Source organism: Streptomyces sparsus, from assembly GCF_054776295.1.
The window spans coordinates 1-3,730 of record NZ_BAAHCA010000484.1 but is presented as its reverse complement, the minus strand read 5'-3'; the positions used below and the strand labels follow the sequence as shown (position 1 = coordinate 3,730).

Sequence of the window (3,730 nt, the reverse complement as noted above, 5' to 3'; positions counted from 1 at the left end):
CCCGGACGGGCCCCTCCTGCGAGAGGTACCCGCCCGGGGCCGGGGCGCGGTCAGCCCGCGGCGTTGGCGAAACGCTTGAACGCCGCCTGGGTGCCGGAGCCGGCGATACCGTCGATCGCACCGGTGTAGCCCCAGTGAGCCTTCAGCAGACGCTGCAACGCGGACACCGTTCCGTTGCCCACGATGCCGTCGATCGCTCCCGAGTAGCCCCAGTGTGCTCTCAGGTTGCGCTGGAAAGCCTTCCAGCTGTTGGTGCCGAGCTGCCCGTCGATCGCGCCGGTGTAGCCCCAGTAGCGCGTCAGCCAGCGCTGGACGTTGCGGGCCTGGGCTGCGCTGAGGCCGAGGTTGACCACCGCCTGCGGGGCGACGGCCTCGGAGCCGACCGACGGCTGGGCGGCCTTCTGCGGCGCCGCGAGAGCGGAACCCGCCCCCGCGAGGCTGCCTGCGGTCAGTCCCACCACGGCGGTGACGCTGACCAGTGCTCTTGCCAAGAGGTTCGATCGCATGCGTTCCTCCCCCTCCGGGATGCCGGGCGACACCCGACGCCGGTACACGCGTCCGGGTCGTTCCTCGGATATGCCGCCCCTTGCGTGGGCGCCGGTCCGGGCTCGGCGGCCGTGGTCCGCGGCCTGCCCGCGCCGACGCGGTACGAGCCGAACCTATCCGGGCGACGCGTCGGTTGTCGTCCGTCGATGAGCGGGCGTGCGACCCGTCCCCGTGTCGTCGTACCCATCCGTCGTATGCACCAGCGGCGCTGGCCGCCCGCTCGAGAACAGGGCTTTCCCGGGCGCCCCGACAGTCGACCGCGGTGTGACGGCCCGCGTACCGGGCCCGTCCGGCTTCCCGGGAAGCCCGGCCCGACTGCTCGAGCTGACTCCGAACCGAAGGGGGCGGCCCGCCGCGCAAACCGGGTGCGAGGACGAACCAGACCCTGCCCCTGCCGTTCTCTGCTACTCCGAACGGCTGGCGCCCGGCTTTCGACGACCGTGCTCGGGGCATCGATCGGTGTGGTTGCCGCCGTAGGCCGGCTGAACTGCCTGCCGGGGTGCCGCGCTGCCTTGCGGACTCGCCGGGGAGCGGGTGGTGCCCTGGAACGCACCTCGGCTACAGCCAGTCGTGCTCCCGCGCACAGCGCGCCGCTTCATGTCTGAGGAGATGCCGCGCACGTGTCGAGGTGCTGGTGTGTACAGCAGCCGGTTCTACTCGGCGGGTGCCGCCAGGCGAAAGCCCACGCCGATCGCCTCAAGATCCCGCTCGTAGGCGCCGTGCCGACGTGCGCACCGGGCCAGATCCCGGTCATGGCGGAACGCGCCACCTCGGGTGATGTGCGGGTCGAGGGCCCAGTCCTCGGTGCTCGGCACCTCGGCGGGAGCGCCCGGGTAGGGGGCGTAGAGGGTCGAGGTCCACTCGTCAGCGTTACCCGCCATATCCAGCACACCAAAAGGACTGGCCCCGGCGGGGAACGAGCCGACAGGCGTTGTGGTGCCGATACCGAGGTCCACCAGGTTTGCCAGGCCGGCCCGGTACTCCGCACCCCACGGGAACTCCCGGCCGTCGTCGCCACGTGCGGCGCGCTCCCACTCGTCCTCCGTGGGCAGCCGCACCTCAAGGCCGCCGAGCCGCTCTCCGAGCCATCGGCAGTAGGCCGTCGCCGCCTCCCAGGTGACTCCGATGACCGGGTGGTCCGCCGGAGCCTGTGGGACCAGCCTCCCGGTGGCCGCCGCGAAGAGTGTCCACTGGCCGACGGTGACCAGGGTGCGGGCGATCCGAAATGCCGGAAGGTGAATCTCTGTGCGCGGGGCTTCCTTCAGGTACCACTCCACCGGCACCCCGGTGTCGGCATAGCGGTGGGCCACTTCTGCCACCTCGTCAATCGGCGTTCCTCGACGCAGTAACCCAGCCGGGACTTCGACCCAGTCCACCTGTTCCACTCGAATGCTCCTCTCCGCTCGATCGGGTAGACCTCATGATCGCCCTGGTGGCCGGGGCGGACATCGGCCCACGGGCCTACCTCGACAGCGACCTTGGAACCAGGGCCTCTGGCGAGAGCCCCGGCGGATGTATCGGGTGGTGGCTGGCCTGGGGGTTGCTGGTGTGTTGAGAGACGGAATTTGGTGGTTCGGTCGGGGTGGTCGCGGGGTGCGAACCGGGTTTGTGTGGTGTGTGCTGGGTGGGGCTGGGTGTGTTGCAGGTACTGAGGTTGAACTCATGGAGTCGTGGGGGCTGATGGCTCGTGGGCCGTGCGGTATCACCGGGGCATGCGGTATCCCCAAGGGGGCGGGCTGACGGCCGAACGGCATTATTTCCGCGACGAGTTACGGCTCATGGCTGCCGAGCGTTTCGTCCGGGGAGAGGTGAGCTCGGTGATCGCCAGGGAGCTGCGGGTCGGCGTTCGTTCGGTGCAGCGGTGGGCGGCGGATGTGGGACGAGGGCGGTCCGCGGGCTCTGCGGTCGCAGGGGCCGGCATCGTCGCCGCGGCTGAGCGAGAAGCAGTTCGCCCAGCTGGAGGCGGAGCTGGCGAAGGGCCTGCCGTGCACGGCTGGGAGGACCAGCGCTGGACCCTGAGCCGGGTGCAGACGGTGATTGGCCGGCGCTTCCACCTGACCTACACGGTCCAGGGCGTGCGCAAGCTGCTGGTGCGCAATGGGTGGTCCTGTCAGGTCCCGGCCCGTCGTGCGGTGGAGCGGGACGATGAGGCCGTGGCCGGCTGGGCCCGGGAGGTGTGGCCGTACGTGGAAGACTCGCGGCGGCCCGTGGAGCCTGGCTCGTCTTCGAGGACGCAGCCGGCTTCTCCATGACGCCACCGAAGGACGAAGACCTGGTCACAGCGCGGCCGGATCCCGGTAACGCGAGTCTGCGTCCGCTCCCGCAGACGGATCTCCATTGCGGCCCTGAACTGCTACAAAGCCGGCCACCGCTCCCGGCTGATCTACCGGCTTCGAGGGGACGACGGCCGCCGCGACGGCCGCGGGAGCTTCTCCTGGCGCGACTACCGCGACCTGCTGATCGCCGCCCACCAGCAACTCGGCGGCCCGATCGTGCTCGTCTGGGACAACCTCAACGTCCACAAGGGCCGCCGGCCTGCGGGAGTTCGCCGAAGCCCGGCACCGGCTCACCATCTACTACCTGCCGCCCTACGCACCCGACCGCAACCCCGTCGAAGGGATCTGCTCCCTGCTGCGGCGCGGCTGGCTCTCCAACGGCGCCTTCAACACCCCCGGACACCTCGTCCAGCGCAGCCGACACGACCTAGACGGCTGCCTCGCCGAGACCGGCTGGCCGTCAGACCCACCTGAGCAACCCAGCGACATCGCGAGCTCAACCTCAGTAACAACGATAGTGGGCTTGAGCTGGTCAGAGGTCGGTGTCGTGCACGAGGCTGACGGGTAGCGGGACGCGGACAGCCGCGTAATCGCACGGGACAAACCTGGCGACGTCGGCGATCATCCCCGGAATACTGGTCGCCCATGGATGAGGTGAAGGTCGTCGTCGCCCATTCCGAACGCGCGACTCTGCGTGTCGGTGACGTGTTCTTGAAGGTGGACGCCGATCAGGCGCGCGTCGACGTCGAGGTCGAGGCGATGTCCCTCGCGCCGGTCCCGACCCCGGAGGTCCTGTGGCGCAAGCCGCCCGTGCTCGCGATCGCCGCACTCCCGGGGACGACGCTGGGGCGCCTCGGCGGGCCGTCGACCGGATCGCCGGCGGCGTGGGCCGCGGCGAGCCCGTCGGC

2 protein-coding genes and 2 pseudogenes are annotated in these 3,730 nt (G+C 70.4%); 2 read left to right on the top strand and 2 right to left on the bottom strand.

Features of this window, described 5'->3' with window-relative positions; all coding sequences use genetic code 11:
• Nucleotides 1-50: 50 nt before the first annotated feature.
• Entirely contained in the window at nt 51-506 is a 456-nt protein-coding gene (locus ACYVE9_RS18910) for a peptidoglycan-binding domain-containing protein (protein WP_461029066.1), read from the bottom strand.
• A gap of 693 nt (nt 507-1,199) precedes the next feature.
• Nucleotides 1,200-1,937 carry a formylglycine-generating enzyme family protein gene (locus tag ACYVE9_RS18905; protein ID WP_461029067.1) on the bottom strand — a complete coding sequence of 246 codons (738 nt, stop codon included), beginning with the start codon at nt 1,935-1,937 and terminating at the stop codon, nt 1,200-1,202.
• 321 nt (nt 1,938-2,258) lie between these two features.
• On the opposite strand from ACYVE9_RS18905, the pseudogene ACYVE9_RS18900 reads away from it, so the two are divergent.
• Together ACYVE9_RS18900 and ACYVE9_RS18895 are read left to right on the top strand one after the other, a co-directional pair.
• Nucleotides 2,259-3,276 (top strand): annotated as a pseudogene (locus ACYVE9_RS18900) (IS630 family transposase); the annotation flags it as partial.
• A 191-nt stretch (nt 3,277-3,467) separates the two neighbouring features.
• Nucleotides 3,468-3,730: pseudogene (locus ACYVE9_RS18895) on the top strand (aminoglycoside phosphotransferase family protein); the annotation flags it as partial.